Below are 23,067 nucleotides of genomic sequence, written 5' to 3'. Positions count from 1 at the left end.
AAAGAAGCTTTTCTTTTCACAACTGTCAAACGCGAATTCGATTCAAATGGTACAGAATTAGTTCAATTTTCGAAGTATGATAAGAATCATGGATAAGGTACTGAGTTGGAATGCTATTCGCGTGCTTCGCGATTGCGAGATTTATGCTGCGTCGCAACTGATGCCGTGAATTCTACAATCAGGAAGGCACCTACACCGGGTTGCCGAGCCCCTCTCGCTCTCGGGCCCGGTTCAATGCGGGCAGACGTCCCAGAAGCCCTGACTGCGCTGCGGGTCGGTATAGTACCAGCAATAGCCGGGCGCCGGCGGCTGTGAGGTCGCGTAGGTCGTGGCGGCAGCCGCTGTCACGAACCCGATCGCCGCACCTGAGGCAATCGCCATGCCCGGATGCCACCAGTAATTGGCCGGGCGCACCCAGGGTCGAACCGGCACCGGCCGATAGCCGGGGCGCACGACGGCGCCGCGACCTGCAACGACATTCCCTCGCGGGCCGCGGGCGACATAGCCCCTACCGGCGACGCCGCCTCTAGGTCCGCGTGCGACATAGCCTCGTCCGGCGATCGCGCCGCCGCGGGGACCAACCATCGCTCCGCCACGGACGGCCATGCCGCGGCGAAACTGGATCGGTTCGATGATTCCAGGCACGACGAACCGTCCAGCGGGCACGACCATCATCGCAGCCGATGAGGGATGCGGCCCGAGCAGACCGACGAGCATTACAACCGAGCAGATCCTGATCAGATCCATCCGATCCCTCCATGATCGTCCAAGCGCCGTCCGAGGCGTGGGTGGTCCAATAGTTGGCGAAGCGTTGCCTCCCGGACCTGGAGCGTTTCCGCACTTCGAATTGCGGAAGGTCTATCCCTTTGTCTCGACGCATTGTCTCCACGCGAACCGGTAGCCACTTCGCTTGAAAATGCTTTGGTTTCCGCCCGTCCCGTCGATTGCGCGCTCGTTCACGCGACCTCGGTGCAGACGAACTTGCTGAAGCACCCGACAGGGTATGCGCCGGTAAATGCCGCGCGAATGAGGGCTGCGGGCGCGGACGGGGCGTCAACGACCGCAACGCCCAAGTCGGTCGCCTCTACGAATGGCAAGCCGCCTTCGGCAATGGTTGCGGCTGCCGCCTGCGACACCAGGACGATGCAATCGCGATCGCCGTTTTCATCGGGCTCCACACGCGGGGAGGAGGGCGTCGCGGAGGTGGCGAAGCCGCGGAGCGTGGGGGTGAAATACCCCCACGTCCTGCTTTCGATCATCAGGACGAAGAAATCCGGCAGCGCCAGCAGGGCCGAAGGAGAGAGCACGGCTTCCAGCCTTTGCTGCAGCGCTCCCAGCAGCAGGATCGCCTGGTGCCGCGACCGTGCCATGTCGAGTTCCGCATCGCAGGTCAGAAGGCCCGCGTCGATGGCCTGACGCGTCGCCACTGCGACAGAGAGTGTCTCCGGATGGTCGACATCGAATTCGATCGTCAACGAGCAGATGGTGCACATGGCTCCTCCTGCTCCAGCCTAGGCCGTGACGATGTTGAACCAGAAATCGAACGTATCCAGCATGCCGACGAACTCCGCCATTTTCTTCGGATCGCCGGTGAGCTTGGCCTTGCCCTCGATCACCTGCTTTTCCATCGTCGAGGCGCCCAGCATCACGTCGTTCAGATCCGCGCGGGTGGTGACGATCGAGACGTCGGCGCCCGGCAGCGTTCTGTCCTTCGAATAGTGGATCGCCGAATTCTCGACGCCGACATTGTATTTCTGCCTGGTGTCGGTCAGCTCGAGATTGATGCTGACGGTCTTGCCCGCCGCGCGATCGCCGTTCAGCCGGACGCCGAGGAAATCGAAGAACATCTCGATCGGCATCGCCTTGATGGTGTCGGCGCTGGCCGTGTTCGGCGTCGGCAGCTTCTGCACGCCCTGGCGCAGCTCGCGCGCTCCGGTGAGATAGAAGTTGCGCCAGGGCCCGCTTTCCGCCTGGTAGCCGAGTTGCTCGTAGGTATCGGCGAGCAACTGCTTCGCGGGGACGTTATTGGCGTCGGCGAAGACGACATGGTTCACCACCTCGGCGACCCAACGATAGTCGCCTCTTGCGAAGGACTCCCGGGCCCGCCGGAGTACGTTGTCGGCACCTCCCATGAAGTCGACATAGCGCGCTCCGGCGTCTGTCGGCGGCAATTGATGGAGGGTGGCCGGAACGCCGTCGAAGAAACCGAGGCGCAGGTTATATTGCGCGACGGCGTCATGGTACACGGTGCCGTAATAGCTTCGACAGGCCCATGTCGTCGCGAGGGCTTGCGGCAGGCGGATGACCTCGCCGATTTCCTTCGGAGTCATGCCGCTATTGGCCATCCGCATGACCTGGTCATGCAGGAAGCGGAACATGTCGCGCTGCTTCTTCAGATGAGTGACGACCTGCCCATTGCCCCAGGTCGGCCAATGGTGCGAGGTGAAGAGCACCTCGATCTGATCGCCATAGAGATCCAGCGTCTGCTGGAGATATTTGGACCAGAGCAGGCCGTCGCGGACCTTGGCGCCACGCAGCGTGTAGAGGTTATGAAGCGTGTGACAGGCGTCCTCGGCGGCGCAGAAGGCTTTGAACTTGGGCAGGTAGAACATGAATTCCGAGGGCGCCTCGGAATTCGGGGCCATGATGACCTGCAATTCGACGCCGTCGATATTGATCTTCTGACCTGTCTCGGTGGCCCAGTCGGTGGGAAGCGCCAGCCCCACCGTACCGGTCGATGTCGACTTGCCCAGACCGCCATCCACCTGGCCCGTCGCTCCTCGGGGGAGCAGATTTCCGTACATGTAGCTGGCGCGCCGGCTCATCGCGTTGCCGGCGATGATGTTCTCGCCCACGGCCGCTTCGGTGAAGTCCGCCGGCGCCAGAATCTTGACCTTGCCGGCGTCGATGTCGGACTGCTGCACTAGGCCACGTACGCCACCGTAATGATCGACATGGCTATGGGTGTAGATGACGGCGACAATCGGCTTGTCGCCGAGCTTCGGGCTGACGAGCTGCTTCCAGACGGCTCCGGCGGTCTCCGCGCTGACGAGCGGATCGATGACGATGTAGCCGCTATCGGTCCGGATGATGCTCATGACCGAGAGATCGTAGCCGCGCGCCTGATAGATGCCGTCGACCACCTCGAAGAGGCCGTGCAGCATGTTGAGCTTGGCCATGCGCCAAAGGCTTGGATTCACCGTATCCGGCGCGTCGTCGGCTTCCGATGTTCCGAGGAAGGAATAGACGCTGAGGTCCCAGACCGGAGCACCGTCGCTGTTCTTGATGATGGCCGGGTCGGGCAGAGCTGCCAGGAGCCCGCGCCGGGCGTCCTTGAAATCCTGGACGTCGCTGAACGGCAATCCGTTCCGGTATTGGGAGTTGTAGTCAATCGTCGCTCGGGTTGCAGGCTTGGCGGCAGCTCCGCTTGCGGGAACTGGCGGGGCATCCTGCGCGTTGGCCGGGTTTGATTGCCCGATTATGCCAACGGCAAGACCCGCCGACGCTGCACCACGTAGAAATTCGGTTCTGCTGAGGCCACTCCGATCCGACGACATGATATCGCTCTCCCGCCGTAGCTGCGGGCAACGCTAGAATGGCAAGTGGATAACGACTCGATCATATGATCGTCTCTGGGTCGCTTTTCTGCATAGGGAGCCTCCGCCAAATGCCGACTATCGCTCTGGAGTTGCTCTCCTCCCGTGGTTGGTATGCCGATCGATCGCCAGAAACAAAAAGACTGCTCGCGCCGCTATTTCAGCTGCGCGAGTATTCCGCGGGACAATCTCTCTATAATCATGGGGACGAGCCAAACGGCGTGTTTGGCATTGCCTCCGGTGGCATCGATATCTCGATACCGCGCTTTGATGGACTGGCATTTACGATTCATCGGGCGGAGACAGGGTTCTGGATTGGCGACTCGGCGCTGTTTGCCGGCTACAGCAGGGTGATATCCATTGTGGCCACAGCTCAGGTTCGGGCCGTTTTTCTTCCACGGGCGCCGCTGTTGAAGCTCGTTGAGGAAAATCCGTTCCTCTACAAGGATTTCTACGCTCTATCCCACATCAATACACAAACCGCTCTCAATCTACTGGCCAATCTTGCGACGTCTCCCGCCGAGGCGCGTGTCGCCGTCAGATTACTGATGTACGAGCCAAACGGAGGCTCGGACGCAAACGAGATTTCACTGTCACACGAGAAGCTGGCGGAACTGGTCGCGCTCTCGCCAGCCACAATGCAACGAGTGCTTGCTTCGATGCAGGAGCAACGGCTGATCGAGGTGAGCTACAGCCGCATAAGAGTTCTCAACCGCGGCGGCTTGCTGGCTCTTTGCGCCAAGGCTCGATAGCGCGCCGCCACTTGATCTTCGCCCGGGGCCGGTCGCGGGGCATGTCCTGTCGCCAAGCGGATTCCGCCCTGCATTTTGCGCCTGTGGCCGGGGGCTGCTAGTGCTCGGCCCTTCCATTTCGGACGCGGACATGCTGCGGTCATTCGACGCCCGCCTTGCGCGCCTTGCGTGAGCTCTTGGTGGAGGGGCGAGGGGATGCGTTCGGAACCTCCCGCATCCGTCACGGGCTGGCTTCAGCCCTCCTGGTTCAATGCATTGCCGAGGTGATGGCCGGCGAAGCCGTGACCTCGATATCGAGCCGGGATCACGGATCGATGCTGGTCGAAGATTTGATCGGTTTGGCGTCCCGCGGCGCCATATCACGCGGCTGTTTCGCGCGTTTACCGGCATGTCCGTCGGCGATTTCCAGCAAGAGGCGCTGATCGCTGCAGCGCGCGAACTCCTCGTCGCGACCGATCTTCCCATCGGCGAGATCGCCCGGAGCGTCGGTTTCGAGAGCGGCCGCGCCATGAAGCGCCCCTCGGAAATCCTCGTCCGCTTCAAGATCGAGGACGGGCGCGTCGACGACCGCTGCTGGCTGTCGGGCGCCGTCGAGCCGACGCGGTGCGATAAGATGAGCCGGTGATCGGCCTTGGACACCTTTCCGCGTGAAGACAAGGCGACGACACGAATAGACAGAGCGTGTCCGAAAGTCTGAGAAACGCGGAAACGCGCGCTCGCGAATCTGTGGGCCGTCTGCGGATTCCTGTGCGGCGCGTTCAGATAAATTGAATAGAATCTGTTAGGAGAGTGCGCGATAGCGTTTAAGAGGTAAGTCCTACTTCGTTGAGCAGATCCTTGCGTGCCGGGAGGTCGCCATGATCGGCAGAACGGCCGAGATCGACATCGAGAAACTCTACGATGTGGTCGTGTCACCTGAAACATGGCCGCATCTGCTTCATGATATCGCGCGATCGGCAAATGCTGTCGGCACTTGTCTTGCGGCTGACCACGGACGGGCGACCCTGGTCGCCCGGCCGGTCTCGCCCGACCTCACGGCTCCGATCGACGATTTCCTCAACAGCGGCTGGTACAAGCGCGATCTGCGCGGACAGCGGGCCTGGCCGCTGCTGAGGCAGGGGCGCAAAGTGCTGGTCGAGCACGACATCTCCAGCGAGGACGAGCGGCGCCACAGCGACTATCACAATGAGTGGCTGCGCCCGTGGGATCTGCCTTGGTGGGGTACGCTGGGCTTCTCGCTGGAAGGGCAGCATTACGGGCTCGTTTTTCTCCGGAACTCCAAGCAGGGCGCATTCACCCACGAGGAGATGCATCGGCTCCATGGCCTTCAAGCCGACCTGGGCCGGGTCCTCTCCCTGATCGATCTGCTCTCGATCAAGCAAGCCGAAGGGATGCTCGATGGCTTTGACCTGGTCGAGAAACCCGCCTTCCTCCTAAACGCAAGCGGGCGCGTCATCCGCTTCAACGCCCATGCGAAGCCCCTGCTGCAGACCGACTTCGCGCTGAGCCACGGCGCGCTTCGGACGGCGCATCCCCAGAGCAACGAGCGCCTGCAGAAGCTCATCGCAACCGCCCTCACGGCCGGGATTTCGGCATCGCGAACGGAGCCGCACTGGATTGCCGTCGAGCGGCCAGCGCGCAGGCCGTTGATCGTCAATGCCCTGCCGGTCATGGGGGGGCTCGCGGATATCCTGACCGGGGCCCGGGTCGTGCTGACGGTGAACGACCTCGAGCACAAGCGGCTGCCACCGCCCGACATGCTCTGGGCCGTCTTTGGGCTGACCCCGGCGGAATCGCGTCTTGCGATGCGCCTGGCTGCAGGAGAGGATCTATCGCTTGCGGCGGAGGCGCTCGGGCTCAGTGCGGGAACGGTTCGAGGCTATCTCAAGACGATCTTCGCGAAGACCGACACACACCGCCAGAGTGAGCTGCTGCAACTGATCGCACGCATGGGCGGCATATAAGCGGGCCACGGCGCGAAACCGGCTTGCGGTCGGTGGGCTTCGTGGCTGCGATAATGGGCTGTTGGGCGCCGGCCAGCCTCGCTTCGCTGCTCCGGCTTCGCCAGCGCCGCGGTCAACTCGCCAGCTTGGGCACGAACAGGCAGACTGGCCGCTCCAGGGGCGCGAGCACGGGGCCGGATGGATAACCGCCCGACCTGCAGACATGGAAGCGCCCGTCGAGTGAGGGGCGCGTGTTGCGCGCATCGACGAAGAAGCCGTCATGGGTCAAGTAGCCGCCCGGCACGATCGTCGGGTCGGGCTCGCGGGCGTCGTCATCATGGCCCATCGGCCAGCAGTCCCGATCACTGCAGCAATCGCTGGGGTACCAGCTATGGGCGCTGGCCGGCGGGGGCCAGGCGCGTGGGCCGACAAGCGTCATGACGATCAGCGCGCAGCCCCCCAGGGGAAGCAGATGGGAATCGCGCTTGGGTCGAGCCTGCGGAAGCGAGCTGGCCGAACGCCAGCGCATAGCCTTGTCCATGGCTCAGGCCCCCCGCGCTAAGGCTGGCTCGACAGCGACTCCGTCGGACGTGGCGCTCGTCGAGGCGCCAGCAGCGACGGCTCGTCCTCTGATCCCGAAGACCGCGCCACATTTAGGCGACTAAAAAGGCGAAAAAAGGTTCCGGCCGCGGGGCTCGCTTCGGGCGTCACGCGTGTCGGCTTTGGGCGCAACGCGGCGCCTGAAGCGCCAAGGCAGCGCAGCGGATCTCCACGTGATGCCCGACTGGCTCAGAACCCCACCGCCAGGCTCGCCTCGAACGCATCATCCTGAGCGTCCTCGGCGATCTGCCCGGTTATAGGAGACTCCGAGCGTCGCGCTCTTGCTGACAAGGTCGCAAGCATTTCCCGTCATCCCGGACAAGCCGCTTTAGCGGCGCCGCTCCGGGATCCATCGAAGGGCGTTGCGCTCGACGATGGATCCCGGAGCTCCGCTGCGCTGCGTCCGGGATGACGCCGTCCGGTTCTGCGAGATCACAGGATCGGCCCTGCGATCCGGCCTGTCCGGGATGGCGCCAGGCCAGGCACGAGGGGGGCATGTCGTCGGCCTCGATATGGCCCCCCGGATTGTCGGGGGTGAGCCGGAGCGGTAGACGTCGGAACCGCCATGATGGCGGCCCCGGCCTAATGGGACGGGTCGACTGCGAGATGGGATTTGGCAGCATGAGCGAGCGCCTCGTCCGTAAGCTCGACCTGGTCGAAGTCGAGCAACTCATCGGCTGGGCCGCCGCCGAGGGCTGGAATCCCGGGCTCGATGATGCCGCGGCGTTCCATGCGACGGACCCCGAGGGCTTCATCGGCGCGTTTGTCGATGGCGAGATGGTCGCCGGGATCGCGGCGGTTGCCTACGGAACGGGCTACGGCTTCATCGGGCTCTATATCAGCCGCGAGGACAGGCGCGGCCGAGGCCACGGGAAAGCCGTCTGGGACGCAGGCATGGCCTATCTCGCCGGGCGTACCATCGGGCTCGACGGGGTCGACGAGCAGTTCGAGAACTACCGCCGGAAGGGTTTTGCTCCTGCTTACCGAACCATCCGCTTCGGCGGCGCCTTTGCCGGTCGCGCGGTCGATCGGGAGAGGCTGAGCATGGTCACTCCCGATCTCGTGCCGGAGGTCATGGCCTTCGATCGCAGGAGCTTTCCGGAGCCACGGGTCGGGTTCCTGACGCGCTGGCTTGGACCGCCACATGTTGCCTGCGCGGCGCGCGCGGAGGGGAGGGTGACGGGATACGGCGTCATGCGTAAGTGCCGCGCGGGCTGGAAGATCGGCGGGCTGTCGGCGGTCGACGAGGGCACGGCCGCGGCGCTCGTCCGGCAGCTGGCGGCCTCCGCCGAGGGCGAGGTCTTCATCGACGTTCCGGCCGCGCGAGAGCGCTTCATGGACCTTCTGCTGCGCTCAGGCCTTCGGCCCGGATTCGAGACGACGCGCATGTATCTGGGCGAGCCCATTCCTCTCGCGCCCGAGCTGTTCGGCGTGACGACGCTGGAGCTTGGATAGAGCATTTCCGCGTTTCTCCGAATCGCGGAAATGCTCTATCTCTTTGTTTTGACGCATTTTCTTTACGCGAACCGGTGCCCACTTCGCTCGAAAATGCTCTAGGCGCTCGACATAGGAAGGCTCATGGCCACCACATGATCCGGCCGTGCCCCCAGATCGGTGCGTTCGGATATTGGTCGGGCCCCAATCCGACATCGTGGCGCAGCTCCGCATTCAGTTTCGGGACGATGGCCGGCCTTTCCAGGAGTCGCCGAAGCCCTACGCGAAAGCTTGGGAATGCAGCGAGAAGCCGGGCGATGCGCCGGCTGTTCCTTGTGTCGTTGGCAGAATAGGTCTGCTCGCCAAATGGCAGGTCCATGATCTCCCCCGCTTTGACGGCGGTAAACTGGATACCGCCCTCGCAGGACCTTCCGGCAGCGGCCGCGTAACGTCTTGAACAAGGTCTGAGATCGCGCTGAGCGCGGATCTATGCTTTTCTGAGGGATCTCCGAGTGCCGGGAACTTCCGATGGGCGAGACTGAGTCCGGAACGATCCTGCAGATCGCTGACATCGTGATCGATGCAGCGCAGGGACGAATGCGGGGGGCGAATGGCCTCGACATCCCGATCGCACCCAAGCCTTTTGATCTGCTGCTCTTCCTCGCGCGCAATCCGGGGCGCACCATCAGCAAGTCCGAATTGCTCGATGTGGTCTGGTCGAGCCTCAATGTGACCGAGGACAGCCTCTTTCAGGCCGTCCGTGAGGTCATGCGCGCGATTGGCGACGAGGATGGGCGGATTCTCCGCTCGGTCCCCAAGCGCGGCTACCTTCTCGATATCCAGGTATCGGCTGATCCCCAGGGGCCAGCGCCTGCCAGTGACGCCATCGCCGCGGCCCCACGCTTGATGCCGCCCACGGACAGGCCTTCGCTCGTGGTGCTGCCCTTCCTGAACCTGAGTTCCGACCCGGATCAGGAGTTTTTGTCGATGGCCTGGTCGAGGACATCACCACGGCGCTGTCCTGTATCCGGTCGTTCTTCGTCATCGCCCGCAATTCGGCCTTCACCTACAAGGGCCGGGCGGTGGATGTCCGCCAGATCGGACGTGAGCTCGGGGTCCTGTACGTCCTCGAGGGCAGCGTGCGGAAGGCGGGCGAGCGCCTGCGCGTCACCAGCAAGCTGATCGATGCATCGAGTGGCACGCAGATCTGGGCAGACCGTTTCGACGGCCCGCTCGACGACGTCTTCGGCCTGCAGGATCGCATCACCGAGGCCGTTGCCGGCGCCATCGAGCCACGCTTGCAGCGTGCCGAGATCGAGCACGCGCAACGAAAGCCGCCGAAGAACCTCAGCGCCTACGATCTCTTCCTGCGCGGCATGGCGATACAGGACGTCACCCCGGAAGCGCTTCGGCAGGCCCGGGACCTGTTCATCGGAGCAGTCGCCTCGTCTCCGGGCTACGCCGCCGCCTATGCCATGGCGTCGCTGACCGTCATGATGCTGAAGACGCAAGGATCGTTGCAGGCGAATGCGCGGGACGTCGAGGACGGCCTCCATTGGGCCCGCCAGGCGGCAAATTACGGCAGGGATGACGCCACCGCCCTTTGGACGGCGGGCATCACTATCACCTATCTCGGCATGAATCCGGAAGCCGGCATTCTCCTGCTGGACCGCGCCTGCATGATCAACCCGAACTCCGCGCGGGCATGGTCGCGTGCCGGGGCCGCACAGAATTACCTGGGCAATGCCGCCGTCGCGATCGGGAATTACGAGCGAGCCTTTCGGCTCAGTCCCCAGGACCCGCTCCGCTACATCGATCTCAACGGGATGGCCTTTGCCCTCATGCAGGCCGGGGCCTATGAGGAGGCTGTGGCCTGGTCTTCCCGCTCGGTCAGCGAGAAATCGGGCTGGGCTCTGAGCCAGCGCAACTTCGCGGCAGCTCTCGCCCTGGCCGGGCGGCTCGACGAGGCCAGGAGCGCGATGGCCGAGCTCCTCCGGCTTTCGCCGACGCTCAGGCTTTCGATGATGGATGAATTCAGTGGCCCATTGCGCAATTCCGACTACGCCGCCAGGCTGAACGACGCGCTGCGACGTGCCGGCATGCCTGAATGAGCAGGATCCGGCATTCCGCGGACTGAACGGGACAGACTGAACTCTCTGTCCCGGCGGCGACCGCCCCCCAAAGGTCGATCCGTGCCTGTTTCCTCGGCTCTGGAAGCAGAATATGATCAAAGCGCCTTGGCTGACGTCGGAGACCCGTCCGATGACAACGCTTCAGAGCAAAGACCAGTTCGGCGCAGTGGGTCCCTCCGGCGAAAACGGTTCGGCCCAGTCAGGATCGCGCCTGCTCAGACGCCGGATGCTGATCGGCGGAGAGTGGTGCGACGCCGCTTCAGGCCAAACCATCATGGTCGAGAACCCGGCCCGGAAGGAGGCGCTCGGGGAGGTGCCGCGTGGCGCGGCCGTCGACGTCGATCGCGCAGTCGCCGCGGCGGGCGCCGCGGGCGCGGCCTGGGCGCGGATTGCGCCGCGGGAGCGCGGGCGGGCCTGCCTGGCCATCGCCGAGGTCCTCGAAGCGCGCCAGGAGGAGCTGGCGCGGCTCATCGCCAGCGAAACCGGCAATGCGATCAGGACGCAGGCGCGCGGCGAGGCGAAATGGGTTGCCGATGTCTTCCGCTATTTCGGTGGCCTCGCCGGCGAGCTGAAGGGCATGACCCTTCCCCTCGGCGAGGCGATGCTCAGTTACACCAGACGCGAGCCGATCGGCATCGTCGGCGCGATCGTGCCGTGGAATGCCCCGGCCCAGCTCGCCTCGCTCAAGATCGCGCCCGCCATCTGTGCTGGCAATACGTTCGTCCTGAAGGCGGCCGAGGATGCCCCCTTGGCGGTGCTGATGATCGCGGAGATCTGCCAGGCGCATCTGCCGCCGGGCGTGGTCAACGTCCTCACCGGCTATGGTGTGGAATGCGGCGAGCCGCTCGCTGCTCATCCGCAGATCCGCAAGCTGAGCTTCACCGGCTCGACCGCGGTGGGCAAGGCGATCATGCGCGCGGCGGCCGACCGGGTGGTCCCCGTCTCGCTCGAGCTCGGCGGCAAGAGCCCGTCCATCGTCTTTCCCGATGCCGACGAGGACTGGGTCGTCGAGGGCGTCATCGCCGCGATGCGCTTCACGCGCCAGAGCCAGTCATGCACGGCCGGATCGCGCCTGTTCGTGCATGCGGATATTTTCGAGACGTTCCTCGCCAAGCTCGTCGCCAGGCTGGAGGCGCTCAAGATCGGAGACCCGCTGGACGAGGCGACCGATATCGGCGCGATCATCAACGAGCGCCAGTTCAAGAAAGTCTGCGGCTATATCGAGGAGGGGCTTCGCCGGCCCGACGCTCGGCTTGTGACCGGAGGGCTGCCGCCGGGCGAGGGCCCGCTCGCGACCGGCTATTTCGCGATCCCGACGATCTTTGCGGCCGGGTCGAACGATTGGCGGCTGGCGCGCGAGGAGATCTTCGGCCCGGTCCTGGTCGCAATCCCCTGGCGCGACGAAGCCGAGGTGGTCCGAATGGCGAATGCGACCCATTACGGCCTGGCCGCCTATGTCTGGTCGCGCGAGATCGCCCGGGCGCTGCGCACCGCGCACGCCGTGGAGGCGGGCTGGGTCCAGGTCAATCAAGGCGGTGGCCAGGTGCTCGGCCAGCCCTATGGCGGCGTCAAGCAAAGCGGGATCGGGCGCGAGATGTCGCTCGAAGGCATGCTCGACAGCTTCACCGTGACGAAGACGGTCAACGTCAACATCGCACTGCCGCCGCCGGTCCAATGAAGCGCTCGTGCTGCCGGCGCTGATCCGGCCAAAACGCCGTTTGTATAACCCGTCACGACGGACTACGCTCATCGGCCTGGATCAAGCACCTCCGAGCCCGGATTTGGGCTGATGCGCGACCTGAAACAGCAACTCTGCTTTCGGCGACTTCAACGGGAGAGCAACAATGATCAGGTTATTTGCGGTTGCCTTCGGACTCGTCCTGGCGTCGTCGGCGCAGGCCATGCCGCCGGTACCCTCCCAACAGCCGGACGGGATTGTCATCCAGGTCCGCGAAGCATGCGGACCGGGCATGCGCCGCACTGCGAATGGAGCTTGCCTCAGAACTCCGGCCCGACGCAGCGCCAGCAGGTGCGCTCGTGGCGTGACCTGCTGACGTCGCGCAGCCGCTGACGACCATTGCGGCGCCGGCCTCGCCGATCCGGCGGCGCCGGGCGCTGCCATCACGGCTCGATCACTCTCACGGGACTGCCCGCTACGAAAGCGCGGATAGCCTCGACGATCTGACCGTAGCTCAGGCGATAATTGCCTTCGGTGACATAGCCGAGATGCGGCGAAATCTGCACGCGATCGAGGGAGCGATAGGGGTGATCGAGCGGCAGCGGCTCGACATCGAAGACGTCGAGGCCGGCACCGGCAATGCGGCCTTCGCGCAGGGCCTCGATGAGTGCAGCCTCGTCGATGATCGGTCCGCGCGAGGTGTTGATCAGGAAGGCACTCGGCTTCATCAGCGCCAGTTCGCCAGCGCCGATCAGCCCTTCCGTGCGGGCGCTGAGCTGGACATGGATGGAGATGACATCGGCGGCCTCGAACAACGCCTCCTTGCTCGCATAGGCCACGCCGAGCTTTTCACATGCGTCCGGAGTCAGGTTCTGGCTCCAGGCGATGGTCTTCATGCCGAAGGCCGCGCCGATGCGGGCGACCTGCTGGCCGAGCCGGCCCAGGCCGATAATGCCGAGCGTCTTGCCGTTGAGATCGATCCCGAGCGTCGACTGCCAGGCTGTTCCCGCCTTCAGCCGTGCGTTCTCCTGACCGACCTTGCGGCAGAGCTCGAGCAGATGGGCGAAGACGAGTTCCGCCGTGGGATGCGCCGCCGATTGCGTGCCGCAGACGAGCACGCCGCGCTCCTTCGCCGCCGCCACGTCGATGGCCGCATTGCGCAGCCCGGTGGTGACGATCAGCTTCAGTTTCGGCAGCGCCTCGATCACGGCGCGGGGGAAGGGCGTGCGCTCGCGCATCAGGCAGACAATATCGAAATCTTTGAGCGCCTCGATCACCTCTGCGGCGTCGCCGAGCCCATGGTTGAAAACAGACAGCTCGATCGTCTCGCCGCAGGACTGCCAGTCCGCCAGGGAGAGCGCGACATTCTGGTAGTCGTCGAGCACGGCGCAGCGCAATTTGGTCATGGAGATCTCCTGCCGGACCCAAGTCAGAAGGCTTGGACCCAGGCTTCCTTGTGCAAGCGATAACCCTTGGCCGCATTGCCGGTGATGTGCAGGAAGCCGGGGAAGTGCATATGCATGCCGGCCACCAGCAATCTGTCGGTGGCGGCCATGTCGAAGGCGCGGCGGCGCGTCTCGACAGCCTGGCGATGATCGCTGTCGGGTTCGACATGGACCTCCGGGTGCGGCACCTGGATGTCAGGTATGTGGAAAATGTCACCCCAGACCAGCAGCTGCTCGCCCCCGGACTGGATCATATAGCCGGTATGGCCCGGTGTATGGCCCGGCAGCGGCAAGGCCGTGACGCCGGGAAACACCTCGCCGCGGCTATCGCGGCGGCGGTTCAGATAGGGCACGATCTGCTCGCGCGCACCCTTGAAGAACCGGTCCTGATGGCGCGGGCTGGCGATGCTCATCGCCGAATCGTCGTGCCAGTGCTTGACGTCGGTCTCGGAGACCACGAGCTCGGCATTGGCAAAATGGGCGGTTCCGTCCGGCGCGGTCAGTCCGTTCGAGTGATCGGGATGCATATGCGTCAGCATCACCGTGTCGATCGCAGCACTGTCGATCCCGCAATGGGACAGATTCTCGGGCAATTTGCCCAGTTGATCCCCCATGCTGACGCCGCAGCCCGTATCGATCAGCCCGACCCGTCCTGCCGAATGGATCACGAAGCAATTGACGGAAATGCGTGGCGGGGCGGGAACGAACGCCTCTGTCAGCAGGCGTTCGGCGTTCTGCTCGTCGATGTCGCGGAGCATCGCGTAGCTGCCGTTGACGAAGCCGTCGCTGATCGCAGTGACGACGATATCGCCGATCCTGCGATGATATATCCCGCGAATCTGGTCTGTCGGCGCGGCAATCATGATGTCGTCCCTGCAATCGTCGATGAGATGAAAAGGCGGCCGGCCGAACCGGCCGCCTGACACGCCAGGTCATCGGACCCGATGATCTGGCTCGAGCCGGTGCGTTAAAGCTTCGGCATGGCCGGCAGCGGCGCGAGTGGTGTCCCGAACCAGCGCTGGTTGATCTCGTTCAACTGGCCGTTGGCGAGGATCTTGGCGACGAACGTATTGGCGAAGGCCAGCAGCTCCGTATCGTCCTTGCGGATGCCGATGCCGTTGCCCTGGCTGCTCAGCGCAAATTTCCGTTCGATATTGAGCTGCGGATGGTCGCGGTTGAGAATCCAGAGGTGGATATTGCTCGCGCCGATGAGCTCGACCTGGGCGGAAATCAGCGCCTGCATCGAGATGGCGTCCGAATCGAAGCGGCGGATCGTCGTCGCCTTGGGTGCGACCGCCGTCAGAAACGTGTCCTGACTGCCGGCCCGCGTGACGCCGACCGTGAACTTGGGCAGGTCTTCCGGCCCCTTCACGGCCTTGTCCTTCGGACCCATCACCATGATGTCGAGCGCGCTATAGGGGTTGGAGAACGAGACCTGCTTGGCGCGTTCCGCGTTGATGCCCAGCGCCGCGACGAGGACGTCGACGCGATTGGTCAGCAGATAGGGGATGCGGTTTGGCCCGGTCACCGGCACCATTTCCAGCTTCACGCCAAGTTCGTCCGCCAGCAGCTTGGCGACGTCATTGTCGTAGCCTGCCGGCTTCTGATCCTTGTCGAGGCCGTTATAGGGTGGAAAATCCGTCAGCACGCCGACGACCAGCGTGCCCTTGGCCTTGATCTCGGCCGGCGTCAGCGCCTGGGCCGTATCGGCGAAGCTGAACATGGCGAACGCGGCGAGGATCGCCGCAAACGATCCGCAGATGGCATTTCTAACCTTGGACATTGCTCTTCCCTCCCGTTGATTATTGGGCTCAGGCCGGAACCCGGTCATGCGCCGGCCAGCAGCCTTTTCTCCATATGGGCGCTGTACAGGGACAGCGGCCAGCAGATGACGAAATAGATCGCGCCGACCAGCCCGAAGATGGCAAAGGGCCGGAACGTCATGTTGTTGATTTCCTGTGCCGCCCGCGTCACTTCGATGAAGCCGATGATGGCGGCGAGCGAAGTCCCTTTGATCAGCTGCACGAGGAAGCCGATCGTCGGCGGTATGGCGATGCGGACCGCCTGCGGCAGAACGACGAGAAACATGCGTTGCGGATAGTTCAGGCCGAGGGCCGTGGCGGCTTCCGACTGGCCCTTCGGCACATTCTCGATGCAGCCACGCCAGATCTCGCCGAGAAAGGCGCTGCCATTGAGCGAAAGCCCGATGGCCGCCGCGGTCAGCGCGCTGACGTTCCAGCCGAACAGGCTCGGCACGAAGAAGGCGAGGAAAAGCTGCATGAGCAGCGGCGTGCCCTGGAATATCCGGACGAAGCCCTTCGTGATCAGGCGCAGGCTGGCGAACTCGCTGGTCCGCGCCAGCGCGATCGGCAAGCCGCCGGCGAAGCTGCCGACCAGCGCGATGAGGGACAGCAGGAACGTCCAGCGCACCGCAAAGACGATATAGAGGATCTCGTCCGGTCCGAGTTCGCGCATGGCCGGCTACCTCCGGCCAGGGTAGGCGAGGTAGCGGCGCTCGATCGCATCGAACAATGTCCAGAAGAATACGGACATTGCCAGATAGATCACTGTCACCGCGAAATAGACCTCGAAGCTGCGGAACGTCCGGGACACGATATCGCCCGCAGCGCCCGTCAGTTCGGTCGCAGCGATGGTCGAGCAGACGCTGGAATAGAGCATCAGCAGGATGAACTGGCTGGTCAGCGCCGGGTAGATCGCCTTGATCGCAGGCTTCAGCACGACAAGCCGGAAAATCTGCAGGCGCTTCAATCCGAGCGCACGGCCCGCCTCGATCTGGCCCTTCGGAATGCTTTCCAGCCCCGCCCGCACGATCTCGACGCCATAGGCAGCGAAGTTCAGCGTCAGCGCCAGCAGGGCGGTCACATCCGGCGAGAGCCGGATATTGAGGACCGGCAAGCCGAAGAAGATCATGAAGAGCTGGATCGGGAACGGCGTGTTGCGGATGACCTCGACATAAGCACTGACCAGCAGCCGGACGGGCCACGGTCCCCATGATTTTCCGAGCGCGCCCAGGACGGCGAGGATCATGCCGAACACCATGGCGCAGCCGGACAGGAGCAATGTCTGCCGCACGCCTTCCAGCAGCTCCGGCCACGCCTGCCAGACGGCGCTGAAGTCGAAACGATAGATCAAGGCGCGGGCGCTGGGTCTGACCCGGCCCCAGATTGCGGTGCGAAAGCGCAGGCGGATGCCGGCAATGCTGGTGACGGCGATCGGCCGGCGGCGCGCGCCCGGCGGGTCGCGGCCGGCCCCGGTGCAGGGACCTTCCTCCTCATTGCGCCTTCCTCCCGTGGCAGCGCGTTCTGTGCGCGCTTCGATGCGATCATATTTGCAGAATAATTATCAGCCAGCAAGCGAGCTGATCGGGTTTCGATCCGGTCGCACTTCAGCTGGGAGTGTCGATCCTTCCGGTGAAAACCCATTGAAATAATGCGATTTTCCTCTAGTTTGAGGCGTCGATGAATGGCGGGTGAGAACGGTCTCGGTCGCCGCTCTTGATCATAGAATGTGATAATATTATCAACTACAGCCGAGCTGCTGCCATGATAGTGTCCGGCGCCGGATCCGCACGGCGCGACAGGTCTGGTCGAGGCTCCAACCTAGGCGTCAGGACGATACGATATGGCGAATGAGCATCGGATCAGGCTGGGAGCCGCCGACCTGAAGCGCTGGGTCGCCTCGGTCTTCGTCCAATCCGGATTGCCCGATAGCGATTCAGCGATCGTCGCCGAGGCGCTGGTCGATACGGATATGCACGGCATCTCCACGCATGGCGTTGCGCAGGTGCCGTTCTATCTCGGAATGCTCGAGCGCGGCGTCACCAATCCGCGGCCGAACATTGCCATCGAAGGGCAGGGCGCTCTCTTGCGCGTTGACGCCGATCGTGCGCTCGGACAGGTGGCGACGATGCGGGCGCTCGATGCGGCGATAGTGAGGGCGAAGCAGCAGGGCCTGGCAGCTGCGGCCATCTCGCAATCGGGGCACCTCGGCGCGCTCGGCTATTTCACACGCATCGCTGCGCAAAGCGGCATGATCGCGATCCTGATGCAGAACGGGCCGCCGCTGATGTCGCTGCCCGGCGCCGAGCGGCGCGCGATCGGCAACAACCCGATTTCGTTTGCCGCACCTGTATCCGGCAGGGCGCCGATCGTATTCGACGTGTCGACCAGCGAGGCGGCCTTCGGCAAGCTGTTCGGGCCGGCGGCGAGGGGAGAGCCGATCCCCGAAGGCTGGGCCGTCGACAAGAACGGCGCGCCGACGACCGATGCCCGCGAGGCGATCGCGGGCATGTTGCTGCCCTCGGGCGGCTTCAAGGGCATCGGCCTGGCGATGATGGTCGAACTCCTGGCCGGCAGCCTCACGGCAACCCGGCCGGTCTGGGGCGGCGGCCTGTTCGGCGGGTTCCTGATCGTGATCGATCCGGAAGCGGCCTTGGCCCAGACGATGTTCGATGGCGATCTCGCGGCCTGGCTGGAGCATTATGAGGGTTCTGCTCGGGACGCGCGCTATCCAGGTCAGCTTGCGGCCGAAAAATGTGCCGACGCGGCGCGCAACGGCGTTCCGCTCGATCCGGCGCTGCACCAGAAGCTGGCCGAGATCGGTGAGAAATCGGGGACTGCCCTTCCGGGAGCCCTCTGATCGCCGCTGCGGCCGCCCAGCTCTTCCTGACAGCCATTCCTGACAATGAGGGGTATTGATGTGAGCGCCCTGGCATCACGTGACGCCATAGAAGGCCTGGTCCTGGGTTTCTTCCTGGATCTCGACACCGGGGCCTTCGAAGACCTGGCTGACCGCATGGCTCCCGGTGGCCGATGGCACCGGCAAGGCGAGATCCTGACCGACAGGCAAGCCATACTCGCTGCCATGGCGGCCCGGGGAAACGATGTCAGAACGGCGCATCTGGTGACGAATTTCCAGTTGGCCGATGTGACCGAAACCGCGGCGACGGCGAAGTTCTATATGGTCGCCTTTCGCCATGACGGGCCGGTCGTCGCCGGCACGCCAAGTCCGCTCGATTTGCCCCGCTCGATTGGCCTCTACGAATGCCGCTGCGTGCTGGTCGGCGATGCCTGGCGCATTGAGGACATGCGCGCCGATCCCCGCTTTCGGAAATAGGAGTCATCGTGAAAATCGCAAGCTACGTCGCCAATGGCGAAGCAAGCTATGGCGCCATCGTCGGCGACGGCATTGTCGACCTGAAGGCGCGCCTGGGATTTCCGACGCTGCGTGCCGCGATCGCGCATGATGCGCTGGCAGGTCTCGATCTGGCGGACGCGAAGCCGACGCTCGGACTGTCCGACATCGCGCTCACGGTGCCGCTGCCCGACAGCGAAAAAATCATCTGCATCGGCCGCAACTACAAAGGGCATGTCGCCGAGGGCAACAGCGTCCTTCCCAAGACACCGAGCACCTTCCTGCGCCTGCACCGCTCCTTCGTCGATCCGGGGCAGCCGCTGATCCGCCCCAGGCTCTCCGATCAGTTCGATTTCGAGGGAGAGCTGGCTCTGGTGATCGGCAAGCCCGGACGTCATATCGACCGGCGCGATGCCTACGCCCATATTGCCGGCTATACCTGCCTGCAGGAAGGCAGCATCCGTGACTACCAGTTCGATCACGGCCTGAGCGTGGGCAAGAATTTTTCCGGCACGGGAAGCATCGGGCCGTGGTTCGTCACCGCCGACGAAATCCCGGACCCGACGGCGTTGACGCTCACCACGACCTTGAACGGCGTCGAAGTCCAGCGCACGAAGACCGATGACCTGATCTTCGATATCCCGCACATCATCGCCTATATCTCGGGCTTCACCGAGCTTGTGCCGGGCGACATCATCTCGACGGGCACACCGGAGGGTGTCGGCTTTGCGCGCAAGCCGCCGCTCTGGCTGAAGCCCGGCGACATGATCGAAGTCGAGATTTCCGGCATCGGTCTGCTCAGGAACCCGGTCATCGCCGAGCGATAGGCTCGATCATCGCACCGGATCTCGTATCCGGTCCGATGAGCCAGGACATCATCCGGCGGTTTCGAGTTCCTGCACCGATCCGCGGCCGATGACCGAGCATTCCATCTTGATCAGCAACGACCGGGGCGGCCTGGCGTGCAGCGCCATGTCCACCAGCAGATCGACCGCGCGCTGGCCCATGTCGTAGTTCGGCACCCTGCAGCTGGAGAGTGGCGGGCGCGTATGGCGGCTGAGTTCGATATCGTTGTAGCCGATCAATGAGAGGTCGGCGGGGATGGCCAGGTCGAGGTCTCGCGCGGCATTGGCGCAACCGATCGCCATCACGTCATTGGCGCAGAAGATGGCGGTCGGCCGGTTCGGCAGCTTGAGCAGCCTGAGGCCGAGTTCGTATCCGGTGGTCAGCGTCCAGTCGCCATCCTCGACCAGCGCCGGATCGAAGGCGATATCATGGGTGGCAAGGGCCTCGCGATAGCCCTTCTGGCGGTCACGTGCTGCATCCATCCAGGGCTCGCCGCCGATATGGCCGATCCGGCGATGACCATGGGCGATCAGGTGCTCGGTCGCGGAGAAGCCGCCGGCGACTTCGCCGGGAAGGATGGTCGGAAATCGCTTCTCGCTCGTGTAGCAGTTCAGCAGGACGACCGGATGCTGTCCCAGCCCAGCCGGGAGATCGGCTTCCCTGGTGTAGCTCGCGGCGTAGATGACGCCGATCAAATCGGGATTATGCCCGATTGTCGCGAGGACCTCCGCTTCCAGGTCCTTGTTCGACCGCGTCACATAGGTCTGCAACATCAGCCCTGCCTGCCAAGCGGCATCGCGGGCGCCATCGACATGCAGCACGGGATGGGGACTGATCGAGATCTCGTCGACGATATAGGCAATGACGCCGCGCCGATTGGAAGCGCCGGCGGCGTGCTGGCTGTCCCGACGTTCCTGCAGCTTGTAGCCGATACTGGCGGCGGCGGCGCGAACCCGTTCCCGCGTCGCGTCGGACAGGCGGGCGCCTTCGACTTCGTTGAGAACAAGCGACACGCATGATTGCGACACGCCGGCGAGGCGGGCGATATCCGACATGGTTGGGCGCGGCAGGCGGGATTTTACAGGCAAAGAACCGTCCTGATGAGCGAAAATTCCGGTAGGCGGCGGCGTAGCGCGGGTTAGCACGGGCCTTTGCCGCCGAAAACCCGACCTCCCGCGACGCAGCATCGAAACTTCGGCTGCGCGTCACATTAGGCGTTGTCGCGCTATCCTCCGCTGATAATATTACCAGATAATATAATTCGAGGGAACGTGGCGAGGAAACGGGCATGGACGGTGCCGACAAGCGGCTGGCTGGCAATCTCGAAAGGGTCGGCGAAACGCAGGATATTCTCGGTGAATGTCCGGTGTGGTCGATCGCCGAACAGGCGCTGTACTGGATCGATGTGCGCGGTCCGCTGATCCGCCGCCGCGACTGGCGGACGGGCCGGACCGAAAGCTGGACGATGCCCGAACTCGTCGGCAGCATCGCCCTGTGCAGGGATGGGCAGGGCCTGCTCGTCGCGTTGCGCAGTTCGGTGGCACTGTTCGATACGGTGACGGGGCGGCTGGAGCCGGTGCCCGCTCCGCATGCGGACAAGCCGCAGATGCGGTTCAACGATGCCAAATGCGATCGCCAGGGCCGCTTCTGGGTCGGCTCGATGGATGATGTCGGGCGCGGGCCGGTCGGCACGCTCTACCGTTTCGAAGCCGGCGGCTATACCGCGGTCCTCGAAGGCATCGCAGTGCCCAACAGTCTCTCGTGGTCGCTCGATGGCGGCACGATGTATTTTGCTGATGGGATCGAGCCTGTGATCTGGGCCTTTCCGTTCGACACGCGATCGGGCGTTCTGGGCGAGCGGCGGGTTTTTGCTCGCCTGCCTCAGGGAACCGGGATTCCGGATGGCGCGAATATCGATGCCGAAGGCTTCCTGTGGAGCGCGCAATATGGTGGTGGCGTCGTCACGCGCTACGCGCCGGACGGAAGCGTCGATCGCGTCGTGCCGGTTCCGGTCTCCCAGCCGACGAGCTGCGGCTTCGGCGGCGAGGCGCTTGATACGCTGTTCATCACCTCGGCATTCCAGCGCCTCTCGGCGGACGAGCTCGCAAGGCAACCGCTGGCAGGAGCGCTGTTTTCGATCGCGACCGGCGTCGCCGGCTGTCCCGAACCCCATTTCGCCGGGTGATCCGCAAATTCACGCAGGCGCATCATCCGAGCAGCGAAGGAATGGCGCATGTTCTATGAAGTCGCGACCCTCACCACCTCCGTCAGCCACACGTTGCTGGCCGTGCCGGGCGTAGAAGCCTATCTCACCACCAGTGATGCTCGCGGGAAGCTCGTCGGTTGCTGGCGTTCGGAATTCGGTCCGCAGAACCGGTTGATCGTGCTGCGCGAATTCGCGACGCGGGCGGATCTCGACAGCGAGAGGCAGCGAGGCTTGCTGAGCAGCAACCCCTTCGGTTGCGGCCAATATCTTCTCGGGCTTTCGATGGAGTCGCACGCGCCTTTCCCCAACCTGCCGCCGGTGCCGGCCGGGCAGATCGGGCCGATCTACGAGTTCCGCTCCTACATCCTGAAGACGGCCGGCCTGCCCGAGACGCTCGAGGCATGGAGCGAGATGCTGCCGAAGCGGACCAAACTCTCGCCCCTGGTCATTGCCATGTACGCGCTCGATGGCGCGCCGCGCTTCACGCATATCTGGGCTTATCCAGGCTGGAACGAGCGCATGGATATTCGAGCGGAGGCCCTGCGGCAAAGCGTCTGGCCGCCACGAAGCGCGCCGCACACGCTGACGCCGGCCATGGTGTCCGAGGTCTATCTGCCGACGGAGATTTCTCCGCTCCAGTGACCGGCGCTCTCCTCCGCAGCGCTCTGACTGGCTGCAGCAAGGCGCCCCGGAAGCCGGCGGGTTGAAGTGGCGATCGCCGTGTCGAGGGACGCGGCGTGAATGGCATGGGTTGCGTCAGGCCGGTTCCTCAACGGACGAGGGACGTGCCTGCGTCCCGCCATGGGGATGCGCAGCCTCTGCCGCGTCGGGCTCGGCCGCCGTCGGCTCCTCGTCCCGGCCGGCCCAGCGCTCGATCGAATGGTTGACCGCCAGCAGCACGAGCGCCAGCGTCGTCGCTGTCAGGACGATCTGCCAGTCGCCGAGCCCTGCAGCGCAGCCGAGTGCGGCCGTGATCCAGATCGCCGCTGCGGTGGTCAGGCCGCGCGGCGTCTGGTCCTTCTCGCGCAGGATGATGACGCCCGCGCCCAGAAAGCCGATGCCGGTCAGCACGCCCTGCACCACGCGGCTGGCCGCATCGATCTGCCCGGGGTCGCCAAAAATCCCCGCAGCCGCAGCCGTGCCGAGGCCGACCAGGCCGAAGGTCCGGATGCCTGCCGCGCTTTGCTTCAGCGTACGCTCCCAACCCACGACGACGCCGGCAGCCGTGCCGGCGAGCAGCCTCAGGGTCAGGTCGATCTCGCTCCAGATATCAAAGTCCAT

At 64.2% G+C, this 23,067-nt stretch carries 23 protein-coding genes; 12 read left to right on the top strand and 11 right to left on the bottom strand.

Annotated features, from left to right (window positions below):
* Positions 1-231: 231 nt before the first annotated feature.
* The 3 genes from EV560_RS36445 to EV560_RS18445 form a co-directional block, all read right to left on the bottom strand.
* Entirely contained in the window at positions 232-747 is a 516-nt protein-coding gene (locus tag EV560_RS36445; RefSeq protein ID WP_248312118.1) for a hypothetical protein, read from the bottom strand.
* A 209-nt stretch (positions 748-956) separates the two neighbouring features.
* On the bottom strand, positions 957-1,493 hold the full coding sequence (locus EV560_RS18450) for a hypothetical protein (protein ID WP_131857225.1): 537 nt from the start codon (positions 1,491-1,493) through the stop codon (positions 957-959).
* A gap of 18 nt (positions 1,494-1,511) precedes the next feature.
* Positions 1,512-3,362 (bottom strand): alkyl/aryl-sulfatase, encoded by a 1,851-nt coding sequence (locus tag EV560_RS18445; protein ID WP_248312117.1) that lies wholly within the window; start codon positions 3,360-3,362, stop codon positions 1,512-1,514.
* Positions 3,363-3,667: 305 nt separating this feature from the next.
* Between EV560_RS18445 and EV560_RS18440 the strand changes: the two genes are divergently transcribed.
* The 3 genes from EV560_RS18440 to EV560_RS18430 all read left to right on the top strand — a co-directional run bounded on the left by EV560_RS18440 (position 3,668) and on the right by EV560_RS18430 (position 6,312).
* Entirely contained in the window at positions 3,668-4,348 is a 681-nt protein-coding gene (locus EV560_RS18440) for a Crp/Fnr family transcriptional regulator (RefSeq protein ID WP_165923530.1), read from the top strand.
* A gap of 250 nt (positions 4,349-4,598) precedes the next feature.
* The gene (locus EV560_RS18435) at positions 4,599-4,973 is read left to right on the top strand and encodes a helix-turn-helix domain-containing protein (protein ID WP_131857222.1); all 375 of its coding nucleotides are present in this window, start codon (positions 4,599-4,601) and stop codon (positions 4,971-4,973) included.
* 232 nt (positions 4,974-5,205) lie between these two features.
* Entirely contained in the window at positions 5,206-6,312 is a 1,107-nt protein-coding gene (locus tag EV560_RS18430; protein WP_131857221.1) for a helix-turn-helix transcriptional regulator, read from the top strand.
* A 112-nt stretch (positions 6,313-6,424) separates the two neighbouring features.
* On the opposite strand, the gene EV560_RS36070 is transcribed toward EV560_RS18430, so the two are convergent.
* Complete coding sequence (locus EV560_RS36070; RefSeq protein WP_207908058.1) at positions 6,425-6,637, bottom strand: hypothetical protein; 213 nt, start codon at positions 6,635-6,637, stop codon at positions 6,425-6,427.
* 875 nt (positions 6,638-7,512) lie between these two features.
* Between EV560_RS36070 and EV560_RS18420 the strand changes: the two genes are divergently transcribed.
* From EV560_RS18420 to EV560_RS18405, 4 genes are all read left to right on the top strand, one after another.
* Positions 7,513-8,346 carry a GNAT family N-acetyltransferase gene (locus EV560_RS18420; protein WP_131857220.1) on the top strand — a complete coding sequence of 278 codons (834 nt, stop codon included), beginning with the start codon at positions 7,513-7,515 and terminating at the stop codon, positions 8,344-8,346.
* Positions 8,347-8,853: 507 nt separating this feature from the next.
* Positions 8,854-9,507 carry a winged helix-turn-helix domain-containing protein gene (locus EV560_RS18415; protein ID WP_131857219.1) on the top strand — a complete coding sequence of 218 codons (654 nt, stop codon included), beginning with the start codon at positions 8,854-8,856 and terminating at the stop codon, positions 9,505-9,507.
* On the top strand, positions 9,465-10,436 hold the full coding sequence (locus EV560_RS18410; RefSeq protein ID WP_131857218.1) for a tetratricopeptide repeat protein: 972 nt from the start codon (positions 9,465-9,467) through the stop codon (positions 10,434-10,436). Before EV560_RS18415 ends, EV560_RS18410 begins: the two co-directional genes overlap by 43 nt.
* Before the next feature lie 151 nt (positions 10,437-10,587).
* Complete coding sequence (locus tag EV560_RS18405; protein WP_207908057.1) at positions 10,588-12,135, top strand: aldehyde dehydrogenase family protein; 1,548 nt, start codon at positions 10,588-10,590, stop codon at positions 12,133-12,135.
* Between the two features lie 443 nt (positions 12,136-12,578).
* On the opposite strand, the gene EV560_RS18400 is transcribed toward EV560_RS18405, so the two are convergent.
* The 5 genes from EV560_RS18400 to EV560_RS18380 form a co-directional block, all read right to left on the bottom strand.
* The gene (locus EV560_RS18400; protein ID WP_131857217.1) at positions 12,579-13,541 is read right to left on the bottom strand and encodes a D-2-hydroxyacid dehydrogenase family protein; all 963 of its coding nucleotides are present in this window, start codon (positions 13,539-13,541) and stop codon (positions 12,579-12,581) included.
* Positions 13,542-13,564: 23 nt separating this feature from the next.
* The gene (locus tag EV560_RS18395; protein WP_131857216.1) at positions 13,565-14,443 is read right to left on the bottom strand and encodes an MBL fold metallo-hydrolase; all 879 of its coding nucleotides are present in this window, start codon (positions 14,441-14,443) and stop codon (positions 13,565-13,567) included.
* Between the two features lie 104 nt (positions 14,444-14,547).
* Positions 14,548-15,363, bottom strand: coding sequence for a transporter substrate-binding domain-containing protein (locus tag EV560_RS18390; RefSeq protein WP_131857215.1), 816 nt, complete (start codon positions 15,361-15,363; stop codon positions 14,548-14,550).
* Positions 15,364-15,407: 44 nt separating this feature from the next.
* A complete protein-coding gene (locus EV560_RS18385) occupies positions 15,408-16,055 on the bottom strand; it encodes an amino acid ABC transporter permease (protein ID WP_131857214.1) in 648 nt (215 codons plus the stop codon).
* A 6-nt stretch (positions 16,056-16,061) separates the two neighbouring features.
* Positions 16,062-16,730, bottom strand: coding sequence for an amino acid ABC transporter permease (locus EV560_RS18380; RefSeq protein WP_207908064.1), 669 nt, complete (start codon positions 16,728-16,730; stop codon positions 16,062-16,064).
* Positions 16,731-17,222: 492 nt separating this feature from the next.
* Between EV560_RS18380 and EV560_RS18375 the strand changes: the two genes are divergently transcribed.
* Genes EV560_RS18375 through EV560_RS18365 form a run of 3 tightly spaced genes read left to right on the top strand, consistent with a single transcriptional unit; the run spans position 17,223 to position 19,561 of the window.
* Entirely contained in the window at positions 17,223-18,239 is a 1,017-nt protein-coding gene (locus EV560_RS18375) for an Ldh family oxidoreductase (protein WP_131857212.1), read from the top strand.
* 60 nt (positions 18,240-18,299) lie between these two features.
* Entirely contained in the window at positions 18,300-18,716 is a 417-nt protein-coding gene (locus EV560_RS18370; RefSeq protein ID WP_165923529.1) for a nuclear transport factor 2 family protein, read from the top strand.
* An 8-nt stretch (positions 18,717-18,724) separates the two neighbouring features.
* Positions 18,725-19,561: a fumarylacetoacetate hydrolase family protein gene (locus tag EV560_RS18365; protein WP_131857210.1), complete on the top strand. Its 837-nt coding sequence runs from the start codon at positions 18,725-18,727 to the stop codon at positions 19,559-19,561.
* Between the two features lie 48 nt (positions 19,562-19,609).
* On the opposite strand, the gene EV560_RS18360 is transcribed toward EV560_RS18365, so the two are convergent.
* A complete protein-coding gene (locus EV560_RS18360) occupies positions 19,610-20,725 on the bottom strand; it encodes a LacI family DNA-binding transcriptional regulator (RefSeq protein ID WP_248312116.1) in 1,116 nt (371 codons plus the stop codon).
* A 143-nt stretch (positions 20,726-20,868) separates the two neighbouring features.
* Between EV560_RS18360 and EV560_RS18355 the strand changes: the two genes are divergently transcribed.
* Both EV560_RS18355 and EV560_RS18350 read left to right on the top strand, forming a co-directional pair.
* Complete coding sequence (locus EV560_RS18355) at positions 20,869-21,765, top strand: SMP-30/gluconolactonase/LRE family protein (RefSeq protein ID WP_131857209.1); 897 nt, start codon at positions 20,869-20,871, stop codon at positions 21,763-21,765.
* A 48-nt stretch (positions 21,766-21,813) separates the two neighbouring features.
* Positions 21,814-22,428, top strand: a complete 615-nt coding sequence (locus tag EV560_RS18350) for an NIPSNAP family protein (RefSeq protein ID WP_131857208.1) — start codon at positions 21,814-21,816, stop codon at positions 22,426-22,428.
* Positions 22,429-22,542: 114 nt separating this feature from the next.
* On the opposite strand, the gene EV560_RS18345 is transcribed toward EV560_RS18350, so the two are convergent.
* On the bottom strand, positions 22,543-23,067 hold the full coding sequence (locus tag EV560_RS18345) for an MgtC/SapB family protein (RefSeq protein ID WP_131857207.1): 525 nt from the start codon (positions 23,065-23,067) through the stop codon (positions 22,543-22,545).

The organism is Allobosea sp. BK604, assembly GCF_004341515.1.
Lineage (GTDB): Bacteria > Pseudomonadota > Alphaproteobacteria > Rhizobiales > Beijerinckiaceae > Allobosea.
This window is presented reverse-complemented; position numbering and strand designations above follow the sequence as displayed.

Coding starts and splice junctions, on each gene's coding strand:
- EV560_RS36445 (WP_248312118.1), bottom strand. CDS start 747: ATGGATCTGATCAGGATCTGCTCGGTTGTAATGCTCGTCGGTCTGCTC.
- EV560_RS18450 (WP_131857225.1), bottom strand. CDS start 1,493: ATGTGCACCATCTGCTCGTTGACGATCGAATTCGATGTCGACCATCCG.
- EV560_RS18440 (WP_165923530.1), top strand. CDS start 3,668: ATGCCGACTATCGCTCTGGAGTTGCTCTCCTCCCGTGGTTGGTATGCC.
- EV560_RS18435 (WP_131857222.1), top strand. CDS start 4,599: ATGCATTGCCGAGGTGATGGCCGGCGAAGCCGTGACCTCGATATCGAG.
- EV560_RS18430 (WP_131857221.1), top strand. CDS start 5,206: ATGATCGGCAGAACGGCCGAGATCGACATCGAGAAACTCTACGATGTG.
- EV560_RS36070 (WP_207908058.1), bottom strand. CDS start 6,637: ATGGGCCATGATGACGACGCCCGCGAGCCCGACCCGACGATCGTGCCG.
- EV560_RS18420 (WP_131857220.1), top strand. CDS start 7,513: ATGAGCGAGCGCCTCGTCCGTAAGCTCGACCTGGTCGAAGTCGAGCAA.
- EV560_RS18415 (WP_131857219.1), top strand. CDS start 8,854: ATGGGCGAGACTGAGTCCGGAACGATCCTGCAGATCGCTGACATCGTG.
- EV560_RS18405 (WP_207908057.1), top strand. CDS start 10,588: ATGACAACGCTTCAGAGCAAAGACCAGTTCGGCGCAGTGGGTCCCTCC.
- EV560_RS18400 (WP_131857217.1), bottom strand. CDS start 13,541: ATGACCAAATTGCGCTGCGCCGTGCTCGACGACTACCAGAATGTCGCG.
- EV560_RS18395 (WP_131857216.1), bottom strand. CDS start 14,443: ATGATTGCCGCGCCGACAGACCAGATTCGCGGGATATATCATCGCAGG.
- EV560_RS18390 (WP_131857215.1), bottom strand. CDS start 15,363: ATGTCCAAGGTTAGAAATGCCATCTGCGGATCGTTTGCGGCGATCCTC.
- EV560_RS18385 (WP_131857214.1), bottom strand. CDS start 16,055: ATGCGCGAACTCGGACCGGACGAGATCCTCTATATCGTCTTTGCGGTG.
- EV560_RS18375 (WP_131857212.1), top strand. CDS start 17,223: ATGGCGAATGAGCATCGGATCAGGCTGGGAGCCGCCGACCTGAAGCGC.
- EV560_RS18355 (WP_131857209.1), top strand. CDS start 20,869: ATGGACGGTGCCGACAAGCGGCTGGCTGGCAATCTCGAAAGGGTCGGC.
- EV560_RS18350 (WP_131857208.1), top strand. CDS start 21,814: ATGTTCTATGAAGTCGCGACCCTCACCACCTCCGTCAGCCACACGTTG.
- EV560_RS18345 (WP_131857207.1), bottom strand. CDS start 23,067: ATGGACTTTGATATCTGGAGCGAGATCGACCTGACCCTGAGGCTGCTC.